16 protein-coding genes are annotated in these 24,455 nt (G+C 74.5%); 4 read left to right on the top strand and 12 right to left on the bottom strand.

Features of this window, described 5'->3' with window-relative positions; translation table 11 throughout:
• Positions 1-9 precede the first annotated feature (9 nt).
• The 7 genes from CLV70_RS03620 to CLV70_RS03590 form a co-directional block, all read right to left on the bottom strand.
• Positions 10-972, bottom strand: coding sequence for a PP2C family protein-serine/threonine phosphatase (locus CLV70_RS03620; RefSeq protein ID WP_106124839.1), 963 nt, complete (start codon positions 970-972; stop codon positions 10-12).
• Positions 969-3,146, bottom strand: a complete 2,178-nt coding sequence (locus CLV70_RS03615) for a serine/threonine-protein kinase (RefSeq protein ID WP_245907992.1) — start codon at positions 3,144-3,146, stop codon at positions 969-971. The genes CLV70_RS03620 and CLV70_RS03615 overlap by 4 nt, the downstream gene beginning before the upstream one ends.
• Positions 3,143-4,327: a hypothetical protein gene (locus CLV70_RS03610; protein WP_106124838.1), complete on the bottom strand. Its 1,185-nt coding sequence runs from the start codon at positions 4,325-4,327 to the stop codon at positions 3,143-3,145. The genes CLV70_RS03615 and CLV70_RS03610 overlap by 4 nt, the downstream gene beginning before the upstream one ends.
• 1 nt (position 4,328) lies before the next feature.
• Positions 4,329-5,285 (bottom strand): glutamate ABC transporter substrate-binding protein, encoded by a 957-nt coding sequence (locus CLV70_RS03605; protein WP_106124837.1) that lies wholly within the window; start codon positions 5,283-5,285, stop codon positions 4,329-4,331.
• Entirely contained in the window at positions 5,285-6,604 is a 1,320-nt protein-coding gene (locus CLV70_RS03600; protein WP_245907991.1) for a hypothetical protein, read from the bottom strand. The genes CLV70_RS03605 and CLV70_RS03600 overlap by 1 nt, the downstream gene beginning before the upstream one ends.
• Before the next feature lie 153 nt (positions 6,605-6,757).
• Positions 6,758-8,305 (bottom strand): long-chain-fatty-acid--CoA ligase, encoded by a 1,548-nt coding sequence (locus tag CLV70_RS03595; protein WP_106124836.1) that lies wholly within the window; start codon positions 8,303-8,305, stop codon positions 6,758-6,760.
• Between the two features lie 91 nt (positions 8,306-8,396).
• The gene (locus tag CLV70_RS03590) at positions 8,397-10,715 is read right to left on the bottom strand and encodes an ABC transporter permease (protein WP_106124835.1); all 2,319 of its coding nucleotides are present in this window, start codon (positions 10,713-10,715) and stop codon (positions 8,397-8,399) included.
• A 179-nt stretch (positions 10,716-10,894) separates the two neighbouring features.
• Here CLV70_RS03590 and CLV70_RS03585 point away from each other — a divergent pair, with 179 nt between their 5' ends.
• From CLV70_RS03585 to CLV70_RS03570, 4 genes are all read left to right on the top strand, one after another.
• Positions 10,895-12,133, top strand: a complete 1,239-nt coding sequence (locus tag CLV70_RS03585) for a sensor histidine kinase (RefSeq protein WP_106124834.1) — start codon at positions 10,895-10,897, stop codon at positions 12,131-12,133.
• Positions 12,134-12,174: 41 nt separating this feature from the next.
• Positions 12,175-12,762: a LuxR C-terminal-related transcriptional regulator gene (locus tag CLV70_RS03580; RefSeq protein ID WP_245908019.1), complete on the top strand. Its 588-nt coding sequence runs from the start codon at positions 12,175-12,177 to the stop codon at positions 12,760-12,762.
• Between the two features lie 81 nt (positions 12,763-12,843).
• Positions 12,844-14,052: a helix-turn-helix domain-containing protein gene (locus CLV70_RS03575; RefSeq protein WP_158277694.1), complete on the top strand. Its 1,209-nt coding sequence runs from the start codon at positions 12,844-12,846 to the stop codon at positions 14,050-14,052.
• 427 nt (positions 14,053-14,479) lie between these two features.
• Positions 14,480-15,997 carry a M1 family metallopeptidase gene (locus CLV70_RS03570; protein WP_106124831.1) on the top strand — a complete coding sequence of 506 codons (1,518 nt, stop codon included), beginning with the start codon at positions 14,480-14,482 and terminating at the stop codon, positions 15,995-15,997.
• A gap of 25 nt (positions 15,998-16,022) precedes the next feature.
• On the opposite strand, the gene CLV70_RS03565 is transcribed toward CLV70_RS03570, so the two are convergent.
• From CLV70_RS03565 to CLV70_RS03540, 5 genes are read right to left on the bottom strand one after another with little or no spacing between them, the layout of a single operon-like run.
• Positions 16,023-17,297 carry an extracellular solute-binding protein gene (locus CLV70_RS03565; RefSeq protein WP_158277693.1) on the bottom strand — a complete coding sequence of 425 codons (1,275 nt, stop codon included), beginning with the start codon at positions 17,295-17,297 and terminating at the stop codon, positions 16,023-16,025.
• Between the two features lie 8 nt (positions 17,298-17,305).
• Complete coding sequence (locus CLV70_RS03560) at positions 17,306-19,876, bottom strand: caspase family protein (protein ID WP_281260426.1); 2,571 nt, start codon at positions 19,874-19,876, stop codon at positions 17,306-17,308.
• A 17-nt stretch (positions 19,877-19,893) separates the two neighbouring features.
• Positions 19,894-20,274 (bottom strand): hypothetical protein, encoded by a 381-nt coding sequence (locus tag CLV70_RS03555; RefSeq protein ID WP_146163943.1) that lies wholly within the window; start codon positions 20,272-20,274, stop codon positions 19,894-19,896.
• A gap of 47 nt (positions 20,275-20,321) precedes the next feature.
• Entirely contained in the window at positions 20,322-22,217 is a 1,896-nt protein-coding gene (locus CLV70_RS40750) for a phosphatase PAP2 family protein (protein WP_245907990.1), read from the bottom strand.
• On the bottom strand, positions 22,214-24,415 hold the full coding sequence (locus tag CLV70_RS03540) for an MMPL family transporter (RefSeq protein ID WP_106124827.1): 2,202 nt from the start codon (positions 24,413-24,415) through the stop codon (positions 22,214-22,216). Before CLV70_RS03540 ends, CLV70_RS40750 begins: the two co-directional genes overlap by 4 nt.
• Positions 24,416-24,455: the final 40 nt, after the last annotated feature.

Below are 24,455 nucleotides of genomic sequence, written 5' to 3'. Positions count from 1 at the left end.
GGGCTCTCCCTAGTTGATCGGTACGAGGACGACGGTGGTGTTGTCCGCGCCACCCTGCTCGTTGGCGAACGCGGTCAGGGCCCGGGCGGCGGAGACCAGGTCCGGTGCTTCGCGTACGGCGCGGCGCACGGTCCCGGCGAACGCGGCCGGTTCGGTCAGGTAGTTCCACAGCCCGTCGCTGCAGAGCACGAGAAGGCCCGGCTGCCCGCCCTCCAGCGTCGCGGTGCGGGGGCGGACCGGGCCCGCGTCGGCGCCGAGCCACGCGGTGATGGCGTGCGCCTTGGGGTCGTTCCAGGCCACCTGCGGCTCCACCCCGAAGGCGATCGCGTGGGTGGCCCAGGAGTCGTCCTCGGTGAGCTGCTCGGCGTCGCCCTCCGGCGGGATGCGGTACGCGCGGCTGTCGCCGACCCAGCCGTACGCGATCCGCTCGTCCCGGACGCAGGCGGCGACGATCGTGCAGGCCGGGTTGGACGCCGCCCGGCGCGGATCGCCGATGCCCGCGAGGGCGGCCACCGCCTCGGCGGCCGCGGTGATGGCGGCGGCGACGTGCTCGGCGAGGTCGCCGGTCGCGGCGGCCAGGACCTTGCCCGCGGCCTCGGCGGCCACCTCGGAGGCGACGTCGGGGTCGAACGAGGCCGAGACCCCGTCGCACACCACCGCGTCCACGTCGGTGCCGCGCGTGGCCAGCCACATCGCGTCCTCGTTGCGGTGGTGGCGCAGCCCCCGGTCGGTCGCCGCGCCCGCCACCTCACCGGCGTCGATCTCGGCGTGGTCGCGGGGGCGGACGGCGAGCATGCCGCAGTTGCCGCAGTAGCCGTCCGCGCCGACCGTACCGGTGGAGTCGCAGGCGGGGCAGTCCGTGCCGGCCGCGGGCTCGGCGCCGCCGGCGAGGGCCCTGCCGCAGTTCTCGCAGAACGCGGCGCCGGCGGCGCGCTCGTCGGCGCACGAGGCGCAGTCGTCGGTGACGGTCATGTGCGGGTCCTCGGTCGGGAGGCGTTGGCAAGGTCGACGAGCCGGATCTTCTCCGGGCCGTGGGCGGCCCGGGCCATTTCCCGGTACGCGCCCTCGAGCGCGAACCGTAGCTCCCGCTCGGGCGCGACGCCGTCGCCGGGGGTGCCCAGCACGGCGACGGGGACGGGGGTGCCGGCGCGCAGCGCGGTGAGCGCCTGTTCCAGCAGTTCGGCGCGGAGGGCGGCGAGCTGGGCGGCCTCCATCTCGAGCCGGTCCAGCAGGGCCGCCGCGGCGGCGAGCGCGGTCACCGCGGCCGGTGCCGCCGGGTGCGGCCGGACCAGCGCGCGGACCGCGCCGACCTGGGAGCTCCGGTACGCGGCCGACGTGCCCGGCACCCGGTTGTACGCCTCCACAGCCCCGTCGCGGTCCCCGGCGGCCAGCCGGCACCGGGCCAGCCCCGCCGCGGCGGTGGTGTACGCCGGATCCGTGCGGCTCACCACGTCGTAGTACCGGGCCGCCTCGGCGTGCTGGCCGGCGAGTTCGAGGCTGAGCCCCAGCGCGAGCTTGGGCGCCAGTTCGCCGGGCAGCGCGGAGAAGACGGCGTCGAACTGCTCCCGGGCGCGCCGCAGGTCGCCGGAGGAGAGCGCGAGCACCCCGTCGTACCAGGCGATCCGCCAGTCGCCGGGGAAGGAACCGGCGAGCGAGTCCCGCAGCCGTACCGCCTCGGCGTGCGCGTCCGCCCCGAGGTCGATGTACGCCCGCAGCGCCCGCAACCGCACCTCGATCGTGTGCTCGGGCGCCTTGCCGAGCAGGGTCAGCACCTCGCGGGGGTCGGTGACGGTCACCGAGGCCAGGAACGCGGCGGCCGGGTCGGTGAGGTCGATCATGGGCGAGGGCAGGAAGCGCCACTGCGGCTCGTCGCTGCGCGCGTCCGTCCGCAGCTCGCCGGTGAACAACCGGGACGTGGTGGGGTGCGGCTCCCCGCCGGCCGCCAGCACCTCGCGCAGCACCCCGAGCATCTGCTCGGTCATCTCGCCGGCGTCGACGAACCGCTCGGCGGGGTCGGTGCGGGTGGCGCGCAGCAGCAGCCGGTGGAACGACTCGTGCTCCCGGTAGGCCGCGAACTCGCCGGGCTCGGGCAGGCTGTCCTTGAAGGTGGTCTGGTAGCCGCGGAAGTCGGTGGTCAGCACGGCCAGGGTGCGGCCGATCGTGTAGAGGTCGCTCTGCACGGACGGGCCGGCCTGGGCCATCTCCGGCGCCTGGTAGCCGACCGTGCCGTACAGCGCGGCGTCGTGGTCGTCGATGTGCACCACGCCGCCGAGGTCGATGAGTTTCACCTGGTCGCCGGTCTGGATGACGTTGTCCGGCTTGAAGTCGCAGAAGATCAGGCCGCGGTCGTGCAGGTAGGCGAAGGCGGGCATGATCTCCAGGACGTAGGCGAGCGCCTGGTCGACGGGGAGCGGGTCGGGAGCGCCGCGCAGCGACCACCGGTCCTTGAGGATGCCCTTGAGCGATTCGCCGCCGACGTACTCCATGACGATGTAGCCGGCGCCGTCGTGCTCGACGAAGTTGTAGATCTTGACGATGTTGGGGTGCTCGACCTCGGCCAGGAAGCGCCGCTCGGCGACCGCCGCGGCCAGCGCGTCCTCGTCGCCGGAGTTCAGCAGGCCCTTGAGCACCACCCAGCGGTCCGAGACGTTCTTGTCCGTCGCCAGGTAGATCCAGCCCAGGCCGCCGTGCGCGAGGGCGCCGACGACCTCGTACTGGCCGCCGACCAGGTCGCCCTTGCCGAGCTTCGGGGTGAAGTTGAAGGCCTCGCCGCAGGAGGGGCAGAAGCCGGACGTACGCCCGGGACGGTCGCCGCGGGCCCGGCCGACGGGGTTCCCGCACTTGCCGCAGTACCGCTTCTCCTCGGGCACCTCGGCGACGGCCATGATGGCGGTCGCCGGGTCGCGGGGCGGCAGCGGTGCCACGTCGACCAGCCCGCCGCCGAAGCGCCGCCGCCGGCTGCCGGTGCGGGCGCTGCCGGTGCGCGCCGAGCCGCCCGTACGGGTGGAGAGCGCCGAGGTCCGCACGGACGGTGCCGTCGCGGCCCGCGGCGCGGGAGTCGTGGCGTCCGCCTTCGGCGGTGCCATCCCGCAGGTGTCGCAGTAGCCGTCCTGGACGGTGCCCGGACAGTCACGCTGGCACTTCATGGCCGGCCCTCCCTGGTCGATGCGGCGACCGCTTCCTGGTACGCCGCCACGGCGGCGCGCGCCGCCTCGAGGTCGCACGGCGCGGTGTAGAGCGAGTCGCGGGCCCTCTCGGCGAGCGGGGCCAGCACCGGGTCCTCGGCCAGGCCACGGCTGCCCGCCTTCGCCCGGTACGCGTCCAGCCGCCCCCGCAGCTCGTTGCGGGTCGACAGCAGCGCCGAGTTGCGCGCGGCGGCCGACTCCAGGGCCGCGAGCCGTTCCCGGGCGGCCCGGGTCCAGGCGGCGAGCCGCGGGCTGATCAGCGCCCACTGGCCGGCCGCCGCGAGGGCGTCGATCGCGGCGAGGTCGGGTCGCAGGTCGGGCCCGCCGACGGTGGCGACGGCCGGGCCGGGGAACCGCCCGGCGGCGGACTCCTCGGCGGCGGCGGCGGTGCGTGCGGCGGCGGCCAGGCGGTCGGCGAGCGTGTGCGCGTCGGTGAGCCGCTGCCGCAGCGCCTCCCGCAGCTCGGTGGCGGAGGTGCGTTCGGCGTCGGCCCGGTCGGCGAGCGTGCGTACGGCGTCCAGCGCCCGCTCGTCGCAGCTCAGCGGGTCGGCGGCGAGCAGCGCGGTGAAGTCGCCGAGCCGCCGGTCGGCCTCGTCGAGCGTGGGGGAGCCGGTCAGCGTCCGCAGGTGGGCGATGCGGGCGGCGGCGTCCGCGGCGGCGGGCATCAGCCGGTGCCACACGTCGCCGGCCCGGGTGGCCACGTCCACCGCCGTGGCGAAGGCGGCCTCCATCGCCGACAGCAGCTCGGCGGGGGAGCACGTCGTGGTGACCTTCCCGGCGCCGAGCAGGCCGCGCTGGGCGAGGGGCACGGTCGCGGTGGACAGCGTGATCGACCGGCCGAGCACCTGGTCGATGTACGCCGACCGCTCGGCGTCGCTGAGCCGCCGCTGCCCCCGGGTGGCCCGCGCCGAGGTGATCAGCGCGGTCAGCATCCCGTAGCCGTCCCACAGCTGGGTCAGCGCGGCGGTCGCGTCGGCCCACGCGGCGGCGGTGGCGCCGGTCAGCGGGCCCTTGTCGAGGTCCTTGCGGGCGCTGTTGTCGTCGAGGTCGACCAGGTTGGCCGCGACCGCCGCGACGGCGGTCTCGAGCCGGGCCAGCTCGGCGTCGGCGCGGGCGAGCAGCCCGGTGAACGGTGCGGTCATCTCAGTCCCGGTACTCCGCCGCGGGCGGCTTCGGCGCCGCGCCGAGGTCGGGCAGCCACCGCTCGTACGTGCGCTTCCAGGTGCCGTTCGCCCGGTTCCTCGCCAGCACGGCGTTGACGAAGCGGGTGAACTCCGGGTGCTCCTTGGAGACCGCCATGGCGTACGGCTCCTGGGACAGGGGCTCGCCGACGACCTCCACGAACGGGTCCTGCGCGGCGAGGCCGGCGAGGATGGCGTCGTCGGTGGAGATGGCGTCGACCTCGTTCTGCTGGAACGCCACGAGGCAGTCGCCGAAGGTGTCCCGGGCCACCGGCACCGGCTTGCTGGCCGCGGAGACGATGCCGTCGTAGGAGGTCGAGCCGCGGGCCGCGCAGACCTTCCTGCCGCCGAGGTCGCCCATGCCGCGTGCCTTCGACGTGCTGGAGACGAGGACCCTCTTGGCGGCGTCGTAGTAGATGGTCGAGAAGTCGACGTCCTTCCACCGCGCGCAATTCGCGGTCAGTGTGTTGGCGACCAGGTCGACGGAGCCGTCGTGGGCCGAGCTGATGCGCTTGTCGTACGGGATCACCTTGATCTGGATCTTGTCCGGGTCGCCGAAGATGGCGTCGGCGATCTGCCGGCCCATGTCCACGTCGAAGCCCTCGATCCGGCCGGTGAACGGGTTGCGGGAGCTGAACAGCAGCAGGTCCTGGCCGGTGCCGAGGACGAGCCGGCCGCGGTCCTGGATCGTGCGCATGTAGCTGCCCGCCGGCATCTTCCCGGGCTCGGGCAGGGTGGCCGGGGGCCGCAGGCTGGCGCGCGGCCGGCACGACGTGTCCGGTGCCGTCGCCGGCCCGGCGGGCGCCGGCGCCTCGGCGGACGGGCCGGCCGGACGGGCCAGCGGCGTGGAGTCGCCGGAGCAGCCGGCGGCGGCGAGCACGGTCAGCACGGCGGCGACGGCGGCGGCACGGATGCGCATCAGCGGTACTCCTCGAGGCGGGCGCGGATGCCGGCGGCGGCCAGGACGCAGAGCACCAGCGCGAGCAGCGGGCCGAGCACGGTGAGCGAGCCCAGCCCGCGGCCGGCGTCGTCGATCTCGCGGGTGAAGTCGGCCTTGCGGTCCTCCAGGCCCCGGCCGAGGCCGTCGGTGAGCACGGTGAAGGTGCGCGTCGTCGGCTCGCCGATGGCCAGCTCGACCGCGTCGTCGTACCGGCCGGAGTTGTCCAGGGCGCGCACCTCGTCGTGGGCGGCGACGTAGTCCCGGTGTCCCTCGGTGGCGGCCGTGACGGCGGCCGAGGTGGCGGCGCCCGACTGCCGGCGAATGTCGGCGAGCAGGCCGGTGAGCTGCCGCGAGGTCTCGTCGAAGTCCTTCTCCTGCGCGCCCTCGCCGGCCCGCGCCGCGAGCGTCAGCGCCTCGTCGCCGCGTTCCCGCAGCGCCAGGATCCGCGCCTCGGCGAGCATCGCGACCGGGCGCGAGCCGTCCGTTCTGGCGTCCGCCAGGCGGGCCCGCTGGCCGGCGAGGACCGCCGCGGTGGTCAGGGCGAGCAGCAGGGTCACCCCGGTGGCGGCGAGCAGCGGGAGGTTGAACGTACGGCGGGTGGCGCGGCTGAGGTGGCGCTGGGCGAGCAGGAGCGTCACGAGCAGGGTCAGCAGGAGCACCACCAGCAGCGCCGTCCACCACGAGCTGCGGGCGTCGGAGTAGCCGGCGTCCACCTCCCGCTGGGCGCTGCGGAACAGCGCCTGCGCCTGCGGCTGCAGCGACTCCCGGCTCAGCCGCGAGGCGGTGGACAGGTACGAGGCGCCGACCGGCAGCCCCTGGCGGTTGTTCGCGCGGGCGCTCGCCACCAGGGCCGCGTAGCGCGGGATGTCGGCGGAGAGCGCGCTGATCGCCTCCGCGGCCGGGCCGCCCGGTGCCGTACGCCGCGCCGCCGACGTGAGCGCCGTGGTGGCCCGGTGCAGGTCGGCCTCGTACCGGCGGGTGAGCTCGGCCGGTTCGAGGCCGCCGGCGAGGAACGCCTGCGCGGCGGTGGTGTCGGCGTCGGCCAGGGCCGAGTAGATCGTCTCCGCCTCGACCAGCAGCGGCTGGGCCCGTTCGCCGAGGTCGTCGGTGCCGGTGCGGGCCGCGGCGGCGGTGATGCCGGCGACGAGGCCGGTCAGCGCGCCGAGCGTGAGCAGCACGGCGAGGATGAGCTGCAGGCGGCCCGGCGAGGTGTGGCGCAGGCGCCGGACCCGGTGCAGGACCCCACCCGGCGCCGGGGCCACCGCGGGCGCCGCCCGGTCGAGCTGGGCTGTGCTCAAACTTCCTCCGTCGGTGCCGTGCGTGGTGGAGTGCTCACACCCGATACTGTGCCGCACCCGCGCAAACGATCTTCACGGGCCCGTGACCGACAGATGGTACGCAGGAAGGGGGCGCCCGCAGGGTCCCCCCCTGCGGGCGCGTCCGGTGGACCGTCAGGTCAGGGCGCGCTTGAGCAGCTTGCCCGTCGCCGTCATCGGCAACGAATCCACGAAAGTGACCACCCGCGGGTACTTGTAGCTCGCCATCTGCTCCTTGCCCCAGGCGACGAGCTCCTCTTCGGTCACCGTGGCGCCCTCCTTGCGGATCACGTACGCCTTGACCTCCTCGCCGTGGGTCGGGTGCGGCACCCCGATGACCGCCGCCAGCGAGACGGCCTCGTGGGTCATCAGGACCTCCTCGATCTCCCGCGGGTAGACGTTGAAGCCACCCCGGATGATCATGTCCTTGGCCCGGTCGACGATGTAGTAGTAGCCGTCCTTGTCGCGCCGGCCCAGGTCACCCGAGCGGAACCAGCCGTTGTTCATCACCTCGGCGGTCGCCTCGGGGCGGTTGTAGTAGCCGCGCATGATGTTGTGACCGCGGATCGCGATCTCGCCGATCTCGTCGGTGCCCTCGATCGTGTTCCAGGACTCGTCGATGAGCTTCACCTCGACGCCCCAGACCGGGATGCCGATCGAGCCGGGGCGGGGGTCGCTGTCCGGGTCGCTGAAGGTGGCCACCGGCGAGGTCTCGCTCAGGCCGTACCCCTCGAGGATCTGGATCCCGAGCCGGGCCTGGACCTCCTTGATGATCTCCACGGGCAGGCTGGAGCCGCCGCTGACCGCCCGGCGCATGGTGCGGGCGATCCGGTCCACGTCCACGTCGGCGGTGAGGGCGTTGAGCAGGCCCCAGTACATCGTCGGTACGCCCGCGAAGAACGTCACGCTCTCGGTGTCCAGCAGCTTGACCGCGCCGGCGGCCTCGAACCGGGGCATGAGCACCAGCGTGGCGGCCGTGGAGAAGCCGGCGTTCATGTTGACCGTGGAGCCGAACGAGTGGAACAGCGGCAGCACCACCAGGTGGGTGTCGGTGGCCGGCGCGCTCTGGAACAGCCGGTTGCAGGTCAGCGCGTTCAGGACCAGGTTGGAGTGGCTGAGCTCGGCGCCCTTGGCCTGCCCGGTGGTGCCGCTGGTGTAGAGGATGACGGCCGGGTCGTTCTCGGCGGCGAGCACGGTCTCGAAGACCGGCGACTGCCCGGTGAGCGCCTGCCCGAGCGTCTCGGCGCCCTCGACCGTCGACGGCGCCGCCGGGTCGGCGGTGATGAGGAAGAAGTGCTCGCAGCCTTCGGCCTGGCCGAACCCGGCGTAGCCCTCGGTGCCCATCGGCAGCTCGGCGGACCCCTGGAAGCAGAAGTACGCCTTCGCCTCCGAGTCGCCCAGGTGGTACGCGATCTCGCGCCCCTTGAGCAGCACGTTCAGCGGCACCACGACCGCGCCCGCCTTGAGAATCCCGTAGTAGACGACCGGGAAGTACGGCAGGTTGGGGCAGGAGAGCGCCACCTTGTCGCCGGGCCCGATCCCCCGCGACACGAGCAGGTTGGCGACCTGGTTCGCCCCCGCGTCGACCTGCGCGTACGACAGCCGCTGGTCGCCCAGGACGACGGCCGTGCGGTCGGGATGGTGCCGGGCGCTGTCCTCGAGGAACACGGAGAGGTTGAGCATGGCTGGGGTCTCCTCCACAGATCCGCCGGAACGTCCTCCTCGATCCCAGCATGTCCGTCGTCCCGGTCCAACCCTCCGTTTCGGTCTTGTTTCATCGAGACCCAGCCCCGTGCCGTGCGCGCAGCACCGGCACCGCGGCGGCGATGACCGCCACGATGGCGCACGTCAGGGCCACCAGGGCGGTCTGTGACCACGGCATGACGATGTCCACCCGCTGGTCCAGCTCCGCCTCGACCGCGTGCCGCATGCCCAGCAGGGCCGCCGCGGCGACCGCCGCACCCAGCAGGGTGCCGGTGACCACGGCCAGCAGCGCCTCCGCGGAGGTCACCCGCAGCACGTGCGACGTCCCGCCGCCGGCCAGCCGCAGCGCCGCGAACTCGCCGCGCCGCGCCGCGGTGGCCATCAGCAGCGTGTTCGCCACGGCGACGCCGGTGTAGCCGACGGCCAGGCCGAGCAGCACGGCGAGGAAGATGTCGATGATCCGGCCCTCCTCGTCGAGCAGCCCCTGCACGTAGTCGCGCACCGGCAGCACCTTCATCCCCGGCGCGGCGACCGGCGGGCCGTCCAGCAGCACCGAGCCGGTCAGCGCGGACGGGTCGTGGGCCCGGACGAGGTCGTAGGGGAGCGTGACGAGGTCGGGCGGGCCGTCGTGCGTGCCGGTGACCGGCAGCCGGGCCGTCGTGCCGTCGGCGAAGCGCACCTCGGCGCTCGGCGGCGGGCCGGGCAGGTCCCTGCCGATCAGGATGCCGTTCACGCCCTCCTTGCCGGTGGCCTCGTAGGCGGAGGCGCGCCCGGCCACGGTCATCACCACCTCGGTGGGCAGTTCCGCCACGCCCGGTTGCCGGTCGGCGGCGTCCGCGGAGAGCCCCGGCGTGCCGTCCGGTGCGGCGATCAGCGTTGCGGGCAGCTCGGCGGCCTCGTCGATCCCGGCCGCCGCCTCGATCGTGGCGACGGTGCCGGTGAGCAGCGCCGCGAAGCCGACAGTGAGCAGGACCGGCGCCGCGGTCGAGGCCACCCGGCGCACCCCGGTCAGGGTGCCCTCGCGCACCAGCATGCCGACGGCGGAGCCCCGCCACGGCCGGGTGAGGGCCCTGACCAGCGGCACGATCATCGCGGGCGCGAGCAGGGCCCCCGCGACGAGCAGCAGCATCGCCGCGCCGAGTGCCGCGGTGGTCCGCGTGGTGAGCGGCAGCGCGGGCAGGGCGGCCATCAGCGCGCCGCCGCCCGCCGCGGTCAGGATGCCCAGCACCCAGCGCGGGGCGGTCATGGCCCGGCGTTCGGCGGCGGCGTCGCGCAGCGCGTCCAGCGCCGGGATCCGGCTGGAACGGCGGGCGGCGGCCCCGGCGCCGGCGAGCGCCACCACCACGCCGAGCAGGAACGAACCGGCCAGCGCGAGCGGCTGCGTGGTCACCGAGAACCCCGCCGGTTCGAGACCGGCGCCGACCAGCACCGGCGCCAGCAGGGGAGCGGCCAGGGCTCCCGCCGGTACGCCCACGGCCCCGCCGAGGACGGCCACGACCAGGGTCTCGGCGTACAGGAGGCGGCGTACCTGCCCCGGCGTCGCGCCGACTGCCCGGAGCAGTCCGATCTCCCGGCGGCGCTGCGCGGCGCTCAGCGCGCACGTCGAGGCGACGACGAACACCGCGACGAACCCGCCGAGCGTGACCATGGCGATGAGCAGTTGCGCGCCGATCCAGCGGACCCGGGTCACCGCCTCCTCCTCCAGCCGCACCCGGTCGGCGCCGGCGAGGACCAGCCCGTCGGCGCCGGCCACGGTGGCCGCTTCCCCGGCCACCCGCGCCGGATCGCCCGAGACGGACAGGCCGATGACGCGTACGCCCCCGGCCAGCGCCGAAGCGGTCGCGTCGGCGACGTAGAAGCCCGGACCGTCCACAGTGGCCGTGACCCGCCAGGTGGCCGGCCCGCGGGCGGTCAGCACCTCGATCCGGGTGCCCGGCGCCGCGCCGGCCAGCGCCACCTCCCCGTCGCGCCGCGGCGCGACGCCCGCGGTCGGCCGATAGCCGCCGAGCACCGCCGACGCCCACGAGTGCCCGTCGGTCAGCGCCGTATCCGGGTCGCCGGTGGCCCGCCCGCCGATGAGCCGCTGGACGTAGAAGGCCGGGTCCGGGACCGCCGCGCGTACGCCCGGGACGGCCACCAGGCGGGAGGCCAGGGCGCGTGCCTCCGCCGCCGTCCAGGACCGGTACCGCGGATAGCTGTCGCTGCCGCCGCCGACGCTCGGGGAGTGCACGACGACGGGGGCGGCGGCCAGCCGGGCGGGCACCTCCGGCCGCGACGACGCCCACAGGGTCGTCGCCCCCGCGACGACGGCCACGCCGAGGGCGATCGCGACGAAGGTGCCGGCGAACGCGGCGAACCGGTGCCGCACCATGGTCCAGGCCAGGCTCATCGCTCCTCCAGCCGCGCCGTGCGCACCGCGGCGCAGCACCTCCCGGTGCCGATGCTCGTGATGGTCATGGCGTCGAGCCTTGCGGCCCGCGGCGTGCGGCACAGTCACGCTGCGGCGACGGTGGAAGGTATATCCAGCACTACCGTGACGGGCCGGGCGCCCGGGTAGCGTCACTGCCCATGCCGGTCCGCAATGCCCTGGACGCGCTGACCATGCGCCCGACCCGGTTCCTGGTGTCGTCGTGGCCGTGGCGCTCGCTGGCCTACCTGACCGGCGGCGCGCTGCTCGGCGTCGCCACCGCCTTCGTGGTGCTCGGGCTGCTCGGCGCCGGGCTGGTCCTGTCAGTCGTCGTCATCGGCGTCGCCGGCTATCTGGCCACCGTGTTGTCCGGGGTCGCCGTCGGCCGGCTGGAGCGCTGGCGGATGCGGCTCATCGACCGTGAGGCGCTGCCCGATCCGCACCGCCGCCCGCCCGAGCCGGGCCTGCGGGCCTGGCTGATGTTCCGGCTGCGCGAGCAGGCCACCTGGCGCGAGCTCGGCTACGCCATGATGTCCGCGCTGGTGCTGTGCTGGATGGACGCGGCGGTCGTCGGCACGGCGATCTTCATGCCCGCCACGTTCCTCTTCGCGCCCCTCTACATCGACGAGAAGCCGCTGTCGGCGACCCTGCCGCTGACCCTGCTGGCCCCGGTGGCGGCCGTCATCGCGGCCTACCCGGTGACCGCGTGGGCCGGCGCGCGGGCGGCGATGGCCCGCGCGATCCTCGCCCCGCGCAGCGACGACACCGACGCGAAACTGGTCGAGCTGACCCGCTCCCGGGCCCGGCTCGTCGACGCCTTCGAGGTGGAACGCCGGCGCATCGAGCGCGACCTGCACGACGGCGCCCAGCAGCGGCTCGTCGCGCTCAGCATGCAGCTGGGCCTGGCCCGCCTCGAACTCGCGCCCGGCTCGCCGGCCGAGACGTCGGTGGTGGCCGCGCAGGACCTCGCGAAGCAGGCGCTGGCCGAGCTGCGCGAGCTGATCCGCGGCGTGCACCCGAAGATCCTCACCGACCGCGGCCTGGCGGCGGCCGTGGGCGAGGCGGCCGGGCACGCGCCCGTCCCGGTCCGGCTGGACCTGCGGCTCACCGGGCGGCTGCCGCAGCCGGTGGAGGTGGCGGCGTACTTCGTGGTGGTCGAGGCGCTCGCCAACATCGCCAAGCACAGCGGCGCGGCGGGGGCCGCGGTCAGCGCCGGGGTGCACGGCGGCCGGCTGCGCCTCGACGTCCGCGACGACGGGCGCGGGGGCGCCGACCCGGACCGCGGCACCGGACTGGTCGGGCTGGCGGACCGGGTCGCCGCGGTCGGCGGGAGCGTCGCGCTCTCCAGCCCGCCCGGCGGCCCCACCCTCGTGCACGTGGAGATCCCGTGCGGGTCGTGATCGCGGAGGACGGCCTGATCGTGCGCGAGGGCATCGCCGGGATGCTGCGCCGCTTCGGCCACGAGGTGGTCGCCGCCGTCGCCGACACCCCCGCCCTGCACGCGGCCGTGGCCGAGCACCGGCCCGACGTGGTCGTGACCGACGTGCGCATGCCGCCCGGCTTCAGCGACGAGGGACTCCAGGCGGCGATCGCCCTGCGCGCCGCGGACCCCGCGCTGCCGGTCCTGGTGCTGAGCCAGTACGTCGAGCAGACGTACGCGGCCGAACTGCTCGACTCCGGCCACCCGGCGGGCGTCGGCTACCTGCTCAAGGACCGGATCGGCGAGGTGACCGAGTTCGTCGGCGCGCTCGAGCAGGTGGCCGGCGGCCGTACGGTGGTCGACCCGGAGGTGGTCCGCCAACTGCTCGGCCGCCGCCACGACCCGCTGCAGCGCCTCACCCCCCGCGAGCGCGAGGTGCTCGCCCTGATGGCCGAGGGCCGCTCCAACACGGCGATCGCGCGCGCCCTCGTGGTCACCGAGGCGGCGGTCGCCAAGCACATCGGCAGCCTCCTGGCCAAGCTCGACCTGCCCCCGGACGCCGACGACCACCGCCGGGTCCGCGCGGTGCTCGCCTACCTGCGCGGCTGACCCGCGTCGTCACATGGGCTCCGGCTTAGGCGATCACTTCTTGCTGACGTACCGTCGGAAGTGTTTGCCGGGAGGTGTCAGGTGGCGGAGGACTACACGGGCGCCCGCGTCCGTTTCTGGCGGCTCAAGCGCGCCCTGAGCCAGAAGACCCTCGCCGGACTCGCCGGGGTGACCCAGGGCTACATCTCCCAGATCGAGTCCGGCCTGAAGGAGATCGACAAGCGCTCCACACTGGTCCGGCTGGCCGAGGCGCTCCAGGTCTCCGTCGCCGATCTCACCGGGCAGCCGTACGCGCCCGCCGACGCCCCGCACGCGCAGGCCCTCGCCCCGGTCCCGGAGATCCGCGCCGCGCTCATCGGGCTCGCCTACCTCGACCTCCCGGCCCATGGGGGGAAGTCACTCGACCAGCTCCGCGCCGACGTCGGCCGTCTCGCGCAGGCTCGGCGGGTGTGTGACTACTCGGCCGCTTCCCCGATGATCGCGCCACTGCTGCGGAACCTCAGCGCAGCGGTCCACGACCCGCGCGCCGCCGGCCGGGCCGAGGTGCTGCGGCTCCTCACGCTCACGACCCACCACACCGCCTTCATCCTCAAATACCTGGGCTTCATCGACCTTTCACTGGCCGCGGCCGAGCGTGGCCACCTCGCCGCCTCGGAGTTGGGGGAGCCGGAATGGTTCGGGCTCGCGGAGTACACCCGGCTCCACATGCTCCCGCCGGAGAGCCGCGACGTCGGCCGGCGCCTCGCCGCCGGCACCGCCGACCGGCTCCAGCCCCATCTCGGCGCCCCCGCCGTCCGGCAGGCATACGGGATGCTCCAGCTCACCAGTGCATGGGCTGAGACGATCTCCGGTAACGCGGCTGCGGCACGCGACCGGCTCGACGAGGCCCAAGATGCTGCTGCTTCTCTCGGGGAGGACCTGCCCGGCGGCGGCTTCGCGCAGATGAACTTCGGACCGACGAACGTTGCGCAGTGGCGCGCCTCGATAGCGTTCGAGGGCGGGGAGGCGGGCAGGGCGGTCGAGTTGTCCCGCGCCATTTTTCCGCAGCGGATCCACTCCCTCTCCCGCCGGACCCAGTTCCACATCGAGTACGGCTCGGCTCTCGCCTCGACCCGCCGCGCGGACGGGGAGGCTCTGGCGCAATTCGTCAACGCGGAACGTGTCGCGCCGCAACGTGTGCGACTCTCGCCGGTCGTCCGCGACACCGTGGGAGCGATGCTGCGGCGAGCCCGGTCGGACGCCGGCGGGACGCACCTCCGCGAGCTGGCATCCCGCCTTGGGGTCGCATGAGGACGGAGGATTACCGCAGGTAATCACCCTCGGTCGGATCACGCCTAGCGTCACTCTCAGTCATAGGAATTCGACTGGGGGTCCTGATGCATCAGAAGCGACCGTGGCGACCGTTCCGCCGCGCCCGCTGTTCCTGCGGCCTCCCGTGGCCCTGCCTTGAGCTGCGGATCCGGGCGAGTCGAGAGCGCTCATGGGCCGAGCCTCCCGACTGGGCCGGACCCACGCGAGGGCTGCCGCAGATAGGCCGGGCGGGTTCCCTCACCCCGGCCCAGGCGCATCGCGCGAACGGCGGACGGCGTTGACCGAGGGCGAGTCCTTCCCGCGCCCGGCGGAGGGGGCGCGGCCGTCGATGGACTTCGATAGGTTCGGCGGCGACTGATCCAGGCCGGACCGCACATCGCGGTTCGCCGACGGAAGGAACCCGACCGTGCGACGACTTCTGGTGGCGGCGACAGCCACCGTGTTGACCCTCGCCGGCACCGCCGTCCCCGCCTCGGCCGCGGGCGCGCTCGCGGCCCCGCGTGCCGCCGCGCCCAGCCCCGGCGCTCCCGGGCTCGGGGACGAGTATTTTCCCGACTACGGCAACGGCGGCTACGACGTCTCCCATTACGACATCCGGCTGCGGTACTACCCGGACGAGGACCGGCTCACCGGCACGACCACCATTCTCGCCACCGCCGAGCAGGAGCTGAGCTCCTTCAACCTCGACTTCATCCTGGACGTCGCCTCGATCAAGGTGAACAACCGGGCGGCCACGTTCACCCGGCGTGGCGATCACGAGCTGGTCGTCACCCCGGCCCGCACGGTCGCCGACGGCCAGGCCATGACCGTGGTCGTGCAGTATTCCGGGGTGCCGTCCAACAAGGAGGCGGCCGGGTTCACCGCCTGGATCCGTACCCCGGACGGCGCCGCCGCCGTGGGCGAGCCGGAGGAGGCGTGGTGGTGGTTCCCCAGCAACGACCATCCGTCGGACAAGGCCACCTTCGACGTCTCGGTGGCCGTGCCGGACGGCGTCGAGGTGATCAGCAACGGGGTGCAGCCGCGTAACCCGTCGCCCGAGATCCTCGGCTGGACCCGGTGGTACTGGCGCTCGGCCAAGCCGCAGGCGACCTACCTGGCGTTCATCACCATCGGGCAGTACGACATCATCCGCGACGTCACGGCGTCGGGGGAGCCGGTGATCAACGCGTACTCGGAGCTGCTGCCGGAGGACTACGACGCCGCCGCGCGGGCCAGCGTGGAGCGTACGGCCGAGATCACCGAATGGGAGGAGAGCGTCTTCGGCCCGTGGCCGTTCACCGCGCGCGGCGGCGTGGTGACGCCGCCCGGCACCCTCGGTTTCGCGCTGGAGAACCAGACCCGGCCGAACTACTCGTCGGCGTTCTTCCGGGGCGGCGCCAACCAGTCGGTGATCGTGCACGAGAACGCCCACCAGTACTTCGGCGACTCGGTGTCGGTGGCCCAGTGGAAGGAGATCTGGCTCAACGAGGGCTTCGCCAGCTACGCTGAGTGGCTGTGGTCCGAGGAGCAGGGCGAGGGCACTGCGGACGAGATCTTCGATTATCTGTACGCGGTGGAGCCCGCCGACTTCTGGACGGTTTTGCCCGGCGACCCGACCGCGCCGAACCTGTTCGACGGCGCCGTGTACGACCGCGGCGCGATGACCCTGCACCAGCTGCGCCGCACGGTCGGCGACGACGACTTCTTCGAGATCCTGCGGACCTGGGTGGCCGAGCACCGGTACGGCAACGCCACCACCGAGCAGTTCATCGCGCTGTCGGAGAAGGTCTCCGGCCTCCAGCTCGACGAGCTGTTCCGCACCTGGCTCTACACGCCGTCGAAGCCCGTCCTGGCGAGCGGGTTCGCCCGGGCGGCGTCCGCCCCGGTGGCGCCGGAGTCGTGGGCGCAGATCGAGCGGACCCACGAGCTGCTGCGCCGGCACTGACCGCCCGCCCGCGGGCCCTGCGGAGCTACCTGCCCCGCAGGGCCTGCGTGAGCCGGTCGGCGAGGTCGCGGGGCAGCTGCTTCTGCCGTCCGGTGAGGACCTCCGAGACGAGCTGGTGCAGCCGCTTGCTGAAGGCCACGTAGTTGGGGGACACCGGGCGCAGCCGGGCCGTGTCGACCGCCTCGCGCAGCAGGGACGCGTACGGATATTTCTGCTTGATGGTCTCGTCCTCGTAGACGGCGGCGCGGGTCGCGGCGAAACCGCCCGGGTCGAAGAGCGCGCGCTGGCTCTGGTCGTTGGTCAGGAACTCGATGAGCGCCTGCGCCGCCCGGGGCTTGCGGGTGCGCTCGGAGATCGCAAGGTTCTGCCCGCCCAGCACGCTCGGCCCGGGCAGCTTCGCCACGGAGAACTTCACCGGGGGCCGGGCGGGCCCGGGTTCGTCGCCGGCCGTCATCGCACGGTACGCGACCGGCCAGTTGCGCATGAACAGCACCCGCCCGTCCTGGAACGCCCCGCGGCTGCCGGTCTCGTCGAACGTGGTCGACCGGGGGAGCACCACCGGCGGCCCGGTGCGGCGCGGGGTCAGCCGGCGCATCGCCTCGTCCCACCGGTCGAGATCGAGGGTGACCCGGCCGTCGGCGGCGACGTCGAGCCGGCCGCCGGCGGCCCAGACCGCCTCCAGGGTGTTGACGGTCAGCCCCTCGTAGCCGGCGAGCTGGCCGGTGTACGCGGCCTCGAACCCCGCGCGCCCGGCACCGCGCTCGATGGCCGCCCAGTCGAACGGCGGCTTCAGCCCCTGGTCGGTGCGGTAGTAGAGCAGGCCGGCGTCGGTGTTGAAGGGCAGGCCCCACAGCTTGCCGGCGTACCGGCAGGTCTCCAGCGGCTTGGCCATGAACGCCCGCCCCGGCTCCTCGGCCAGCAGCGACTCGTCGATCGGGCGGATCAGCCGGCGGCCGGAGGGCGGGTCGGCGAAGTACGCCGTCCACGCCACGTCGAGGTTGAAGATGTCGGTGTCGCCGTCCTCGGCGCGGCTCGCCATCTCGATCCACTGCCCGTCGGCGGCCTGCGGCACGCTGACGATCCGGGCGCGGTTGCGCGGGTGGCTGTCGTTCCACAGGTTGATCAGCTGCTGCCGCTGGCCGCCGGTGCTGTCGTCCTGGCCGCTGAGGATCACGAGCTCGCCCGGTTCCAGTTCCGGCGGCCCGGCGAGGGGCCCGACCAGGAACAGCGCCGCCGCCACGGCGGCGCCGGTCAGGTTGCCGGCGGCGAAGAGCCACCACGGCTTGCCGCGTACCCGCACGGGTCCTCCTATCCCCAGATCGCCCGGAAGACCCGGGTGAGCACCGGCTCGAGCGAGCCCAGGCCGGCGTCGAAGCAACTGCCGCCGGTGTCCGCGGTGAGCCGTCGCAGGCTCCCGTCGGCGCAGGTCACGTCGCCGACCGCGATGACGACGACGCGGACCCCGGCGGTCTCGGCGGCGGCCGGGCGCGGCTGGGCGCCGGTGTTCTTGCCGTCGGTCAGCACCACCAGCGTGCGCCGGGGGTCGCCCGCGCCGGGGCCGGCCCGCAGCGCGGCGGCGCCGTGCCGGACCGCCTCGTGCAGCGGGGTGCCGCCGCCGGGCCGGATGCCGGCCGTTGCCCGCCGGACCGCGCCGACCGGGTCCCGCCCCGGCGGTCCCGGTCGCAGCAGCTCGCGGGTGCTGCCGCCGGCGCCGGCGAAGGTGAGCAGGCCGAACCGGTCCCGGCCGCCGAGATGGGTGACGGCCTGTTCGACCGCGGCGACCGCGACCTCCCATCGGGTACGGGTGGGGTCGGCCGTGACCGTGTTCATCGACCCGGACGCGTCCAGCGCCACCAGGAAGTGCGCCGGCCGCCGCGCCCGGGCGTAGACCGCGTCCACGTCGCGCCGGACGAACGCGTCGGGTTCGGGCTGCACCACCCGGGAGAAGGGCCAGCCGGGGAGGGCGCCGTACTCGCCGCTGATCGGCGTGACGGGGTCGTACGCCCACGGCCGCAGCCCGATGGCGACCAGCGCCGCGCGCCCGGGGTCGGTGTGCAGCCACCGGGCGAACCAGCGCGCGTACGCCGCCGTCGTGCCCGCCTGCACGTCGCGTTCCCACGTGAGGGTGACGACCAGCTGCCGGACGGCCGGCGTGTCGGAGGGGTAGTACGCCGCCAGCCGGTCACCGCCGCGGGGCGTGACGGCCTCCGGGCAGGAGTCGCCTAGCGCGTCGCCGCGGTTGAACCGCACCAGCTCCTGCTCGGTGACCACGACCGCGGTACGCCCCCGTAGCAGGCCCTGCCGGCAGAGCAGCCCGGCCTCGTCCCCGACCGGATACCCGCCCGCGTCGAGGGCCTGTTCAAGGTGCTGCTCGTAGCGGGTCCGCGCGGCGGCCGGGTCGATCGCGCCGTCGTTGTAGAGCTTCGCGGTGGCCATCCGGGCGATCGGCGAGACGCGGGGGTCGCCGCGGACCACCCCGCCGCGGCCGGCGGTCTCGGCGAACAGCTCGGTCCAGGTCCGCGTCGCCGGCCGCCGGTCCTCGGGGAGCCCGGCCCGGACCGGCACGCCGAGCACGATCGGCGTGCGGGCGACCTCCTCCGCGCTCGCGACGAGCCGTGCGGCGGGACCGCTGAGGGCCGGCAGGTCGGTCGCGGCGCCGGGCAGCCACACGTCCGGATGCGGGCCGACGTCGCGCAGGTACGCCCGCCCGTCCGCCTCCTGCCCCCAGCCGCGGCGCAGCCCGTCGGCCATCTCCTGGGCGCCGACGGGGTAGACGTACAGGTCGGCGGAGCGGCAGCCGTGGCGCTGGGCGGCGACCCAGTCCTCGAACGCCGTGGCCAGCTGCCGGTACGCCCCCAACCCGGCCGGTGCCGCGGCGACCCGCAGGTGCGCCGGCGCCGGGCAGCCGCCGTCGGCGAGGGGACTGTCCGACTGGATGCCACAGCCGGGCAGGAGCAGGGCGGCGGCGAGCAGCAGGGCCCGGGACAGGGGCCGGCGGCCCGGGTCCCCGCGGGCCGGCGGCGGCAGGTCCTCGGCCGTCCGGTCCTCGGCCGGTGGCGGGGGCGGCGTGGCCCGGGGCGGCAGGAGCGTCCGCGGCGGGGCCGTGGCGGTGGCGCGGTGCGCGATGCGCAGCATCCCCTCCAGCTGGTGGACCGAGTACGACGGATGCTGCTCCACCCCGGCCCCGAGCCGCCGCATCCGCGCGTCCACGTAGAGGTGCAGTTCGTGGGCGTCGACCTCGCCGTCGTGGTTGAGGTCGGCCTCGCCGGTCCGCAGCCCGTGCACGACGCACCGGGTGAACAGCCCGCCGGTGCGGCCCTCGACGGCCTGCTGGATGGAGGTGGCGGCGGCGATGATCACCTGGCCGCGGACGTGCGCGTCGTCGGCGGGCGGCAGGGTGAAGGCCTGGGCCGCGGCGTCGCCCGCGGAGCTCGCCGGGGAGGTCCGCGGCGCGGGGCGCGGGGCGGCGTGGTCGAGGTTCCGGCGGTCGGCGAAGGCGCCGGCGTAGCAGCAGTCGAGCAGCACCACGACCCGGCGGGCGGGGCTCATCTCGATCTCGTGGCTCAGGTCCTTGGCGGCCAGCGCCGTCACGAACAGCAGGCCGGGGTCCGTGTCGGTGACCGCGAAGTAGAGGTTGCCCTCGTCGTTGCGGACGCCGTGCCCGGCGACGTAGAGCAGCAGGATGTCGTCCGGCGCCGAGCTGGAGAAGAACTCCTTGATCTGCCGACCGGCGGTGAGGACGTCGGGGTCCCGGAGCACGTCGACGTCGAAGTCGCCGACGTGCGGATCGCCGAGAACCTGCCGCAGCTCCTCGGCGTCGCGGGTGGTGCCGGGCAGCTGGGTGAACGCGGGATCGTCGTAGTGCTCCGTGGCGATGATCAGCGCATGTCGGTGGGTCAGCGTCGCCTCAACTCCCTGACGAACGCGTCGATGAGCTTCTTGCGCTCGGCGGGCGTCGGGTCGGTGATCTCCAGTTCCCGGTCGCCCATCCGGAACCGCAGCGTGCCGCGGTTGTTGCCGGGCCGGCGCCGCCAGTCCATGAGGTAGGTCAGGACCCCGCCGAGCACCTCGGGGGTGGCGGCGAGGGTGAGCAGGAGGGTGCCGACGGCGAGGGCGTCCACGCTGCGCCCGTCCGCCGCGCCCGGGACGGTCGCCTGCTCGACGGCGATGATCTCGGCCACCCCGTGCAGCTCCTTGAGCAGCCGCTGAGCGGCCTCGTCGGAGGCGGCCGGGTCACCGGCCACCACGGTGATGCGTGCCACGGTTGTCGTCTCCACCCTGGTCACCATACACAGTGGAGTCAAGATCATACTGTCCGTGAGGCTCAGTGCAGGGTCGCGCGGTCGGCGGCCGTACGCCCCGACTCCCAGCCCTCCTCGCTGTCGACCTTGAAGCCGCGGCCCCGCACCGTCCGGGGGAACGCCCGCTCCCGTGCCTCGCGCACCTGCGTCTCGCGGGACGCCAGCACGGGCAGCAGCGCGGCGGCGTCCTCCGCCCCGGCCAGGGCGGCCCGGTCGGCCGCCGCGAGGCGTTCGCCGATGCGCACCGCGTACCCGATCAGGAAGGACTGCCGGAAGGTCTTGAGCCGCGCCCGCCCGGCCTTGCCGCCCGGCGGTTCGGCCCGCGCCATCGCCCGGTGGGCCTGCACCAGCAGGGAGGCGTGCAGCAGATCGACGGCGTCGATGTCGGCGTCGAAGCCGAACACCGTGGCGAAGCCGAACTCCGGCGACCAGACGACCTGGCAGCGGTTGGCCCGGGCCACGGCGTCGAGCAGGGACGCCTTCTCGCTCTCGTACGGGTGGTCCACCCCGAGCCGGCGGGCGTACGGCGTGACCGCGGTGTCCCCGGCCCCGACCAGCGCCTCGTCCAGGCTGTGCCGGGAGATCAGCTCCTGGGCCTTCGCGCTGAACGCCTCCGCCTCGGCGGGGAACGTCGTCGCCTCGGCCTTCGCCAGCAGCGCGCGCACCCGGTGGAGCATCGCCTCGTTGCCGGCGGCCCGGTGGGTGCGGGCCACCCGCCCCGGCGGCGGCACCAGCACCTCGATCGGGGGCAGCGAGGCCAGCACCCGCAGGGCGCCCAGGAACGCGTCGATCAGGGCGATGCGGTCGGTGCGCCGGCGCCGCGTGACCTGGCCGGCGTACTCGTCGTCGGTGCCCCACCAGACCCGGGCGTCCAGCTCGCCGGCCTGGGCCAGCCAGCGGGGATCGACCGCCCGCGGCTTGAAGCCCCGCAGGTACGCGGCCACCGCGTCGGTGATCAGGTGCGCCTGCGCGGGATCGCCCCGGCGGGCGACGACCCGGTGCAGCTCGGCCGGCTGCCACCCGTCGCGGAACAGCCGCGCGGACGCGTCGAACAGGGCCGCGGTCAGCACCGGGTCCACCTCGGTGGCGGGGGCCACGGTGAGTCGGTCGAGGCCGTCCTCGTACCCGATCCGGCCGCTCAGCACGGCAGCCACCGTCTCCCGCACCGAAGCCACCCGACCAGGGTAGTGGGGGCGGGTGCGTCCGGCGCGGGCCAGGCCGGTCGCCGCCCCGGCGGCGGCCACCAGCGCGACCGCGACGAGCGCGTCGAGCCAGTAGTGGTTGGCGGTGCCCACCACGACCAGCAGGGTCAGCGCCGGATGCAGCAGCCACAGCGCCCGCCGTCGGCCGCGGGTGAGCGCGATCAGGGTCAGCGCCACCAGCAGGGCCCAGCCGACGTGCAGGGACGGCATCGCCGCGTACTGGTTGGCCAGGTCGTCCGCGTCCGGCGGGCCGTACACCGCCGGGCCGTAGCGGCGCCCGGTGTCGACCAGGCCGGTGCCCGCGAGCATCCGCGGCGGCGCCAGCGGGAAGATCAAATGTACGGCCAGCGCCGCCCCGGTGAGCAGCGCGAACGTGGTCCGCACCCGCCGGTACGCCCCCGGGCGCCGCAGGTACACCCAGAGCAGCAGCGCCGCCGTCGCGGGGAAGTGCACGAACGCGTAGTAGCTGTTGGCCGCGGCGACGAGATGTCCCGTGCCGAGCAGCTCCTGCACCCCGCGCTCGCCGGGCAGGCGCAGGAGCCGTTCGAGGTCCCACACCCGGTCCGCGTTCGCCATGGCCGCGGCGACGTGACCGTCGGCGGCGAACCGGCCCGAGCTGTAGATCAGCCAGAGCGCGGCGACGAGCAGGAGTTCGCGTACCGGCCGGGGCCGCCCGGGCCGCCGCCGTGCTGCGGGCGGCGGCCCGGCGGGCCTCATCGCCCGGCGCCGACCAGTTCGGCGTCGTCCGGCGCGGTATCGGGTTCGGCCTCGGGGCGCAGCTTCTCGCCCTCGACGTCGATGTCCGGCAGGATCCGGTCGAGCCAGGCGGGCAGCGCCCAGGCCCGGCGGCCCAGCAGCGTCATCACCGCCGGTACGAGCGTCATCCGCACCACGAACGCGTCGAAGAGGATGGCCGCCGCGAGGGCGAAACCGATCGACTTGATGATCGACTCGGGGGAGAGGATGAAGCCGGAGAAGACGCTGATCATGATGATCGCCGCCGCGGTGACCACCCGGGCGCTGTGGCTGAAGCCGTTGACCACCGCGTCCTTCGGCGCCGCGCCGTGCACGTGCTCCTCCCGCATCCGGCTGACCAGGAAGACCTCGTAGTCCATCGCCAGGCCGAACACGATGCCGATGAGGATCACCGGCAGCAGGCTGACCACCGGGCCGGTCTGCTCGACGCCGAGCACGTCGGCCAGCCAGCCCCACTGGAAGACCGCAACCACCGCACCGAACGTGGCACCGACGCTGAGCAGGAAGCCCACGATCGCCTTGATCGGCACGAGCAGCGAGCGGAACAGCAGCGTCAGCAGCAGGAACGCCAGCACCACGATGACCGCCAGGTACGGCACCAGCGCCGAGCCCATCCGCGCCGACATGTCGATGTTGACGGCGGTGAGGCCGGTGACCGAGAGGTCCGCACCCGTGCTGCCGCGCACGTCGGCGTCCCGGTCGCGGATCGCGTGCACCAGGTCGGTGGTCGCCTGGCTGTCCGGCGCGCTCGACGGGATGACCTGCAGGATGGCCGTGTCGCCCGCCGGGTTGAAGGCGGCCGGGCTGACCGCGACGACGTCCTTGAGGCTCTTGATCGTCCCGGCGGCCTGCTCCGCGGCGGCCTTCGGGTCGCTGCTGCCCGAGGCGTCCACCACGATCATCAGCGGGCCGTTGAAGCCCGGCCCGAAGCCCTCGGTGAGCAGGTCGTACGCCTTGCGCTGGGTGGTCTCGGGCGACAGCATGTTGTCGCCCGGCAGGCCCAGCCGCAGGTCCAGCGCCGGCAGCGCCACCACCAGCAGGCCGAGCGTGCCGGCGAGCAGGGTGAGCGCGGGCCGGCGGGTGACCAGCCCGGCCCAGCGGCGGCCGGCGGTCGGGCGGGCGCCCTCGGCCTCCGGGTCCCGGCTGCGCTTGCCCTTGCCGGTGATCCGCGCCCCGGCGAAGCCGAGCAGCGCCGGGAGCAGGGTGAGCGCGATGAGCACGGCGACGACGACGGCGCCCGCGGCGCCGAGGCCCATCTGGGTCAGCACGGGCATGTTCACCACGGACAGGGCGGACAGCGCGATGACCACGGTCAGGCCGGCGAAGGTGACCGCCGAGCCCGCCGTGCCGACCGCCTGCCCGGCCGCCTCGATGCCGGTACGCCCCCGCGCGATCTCGTGCCGGTACCGGGAGACGATGAACAACGCGTAGTCGATGGCCACCGCGAGGCCGAGCATCAGCGCCAGGGTCGGCGTGCTGCTGCTGAGCTCGGTGTAGCCGGAGACGATCATGATGCCGCTCATCGCGGCGCCCACGCCCAGGATCGCGGTGAGCAGCGGGAGCCCCGCCGCGACCAGCGAGCCGAAGGTGATCAGCAGCACCACGGCGGCGACGAGGAAGCCGAGCACCTCGGCGAGGCCCTGTTCGGCCTGCTCCTCGAGGGCGTCGCCGCCGGTCTCGACGGTCAGGCCCGCGTCCCGCCCGAGCTGCGCGGCGTGGGCCAGCGACTCGCGGTCGGCGTCGGTCAGCTCGACCGCCTGGACCTTGTACGAGACCTGGGCGTACGCGACCGTCCCGGCCGGGTTGATCCCGCCCTTCAGCGGGTCGGTGACGTCCACGACCTGCCCGCCGGCCTTCAGGCCGGCGACCGTGCGCCCGATGGCGGCGCGGTTGCCGGCGTCGGTGAGCTTCTCACCGGCCGGGGCGGCGAAGACCACCCGTGCCTGCGCGCCTCCCGCCCCGGCCTGCGGGAACCGCTCGGTGAGCAGGTCCTGTGCCTGCTGGGCCTCCGTGCCGGGCACGTTGAAGACGTCCGAGGTCGGTCCCGACAACGTGGCGGCACCCACCCCGAGGGCCGCGATCAGGGCGAGCCACATCGTGAGGACCAGCGCCCGGCGGCGGTAACTGAACCGCCCGAGCCGATAGAGATAGGTAGCCATCAGTACTCCTGTGAGCCTTCGTCAGGGACCCACTCACCGT

This window comes from Pseudosporangium ferrugineum (assembly GCF_003002065.1).
Lineage (GTDB): Bacteria > Actinomycetota > Actinomycetes > Mycobacteriales > Micromonosporaceae > Actinoplanes > Actinoplanes ferrugineus_A.
This window is presented reverse-complemented; position numbering and strand designations above follow the sequence as displayed.